The organism is Myxococcus sp. CA039A (assembly GCF_013336645.1).
Classification (GTDB): domain Bacteria; phylum Myxococcota; class Myxococcia; order Myxococcales; family Myxococcaceae; genus Myxococcus; species Myxococcus llanfairpwllgwyngyllgogerychwyrndrobwllllantysiliogogogochensis.
The window spans coordinates 1-408 of the sequence record NZ_JABUMQ010000821.1; the positions used below are offsets into that span (position 1 = coordinate 1).

Annotated in this window: 1 protein-coding gene; it reads right to left on the bottom strand. The window is 65.9% G+C overall.

Annotation, left to right across the window (positions count from 1 at the left end; translation table 11 throughout):
• Positions 1–408: hypothetical protein (locus HR086_RS47770; RefSeq protein WP_174468999.1), on the bottom strand; the 408-nt coding region annotated here is incomplete at both ends.

The following is a 408-nucleotide window of genomic DNA, read 5'->3' on the forward strand; positions in this document are numbered from 1 at the left end:
GATTGCGTCGCTAGCAGGCTGGGCGAAGACACTGGGACACTTGCCGATGAACTCCGTCATCTTCGGGCCGATGGCCGTCTCGACGTCCTGCACCGTGAGCTTCTCGCAACAGCTCGCCTTGCGAGACGGGCAGTGCGCACGCTTGGACAGCATGGCCATCCGCATGAAGTCACGGAAATCATCGGGCGAGCGGAAGACCTGACACCCCTCGGAGAAGTCGTTCACCTCGCGTCCCCGTCTCCAGGAGCCGTTCTCTCCGTCGACCGAGTAGTGGATATTGGTGGCGCCGGCGGTGCCGAAGACGACGAGCACCTCGCGCTCCGTCAGTCGCAGGGTCCTGGGTGGAGGAGGGGGCGCCGGCTCGGCGGGAAGTCCCGGAGCGTTGGTGAGGACCGGAGGCGTGGGGAC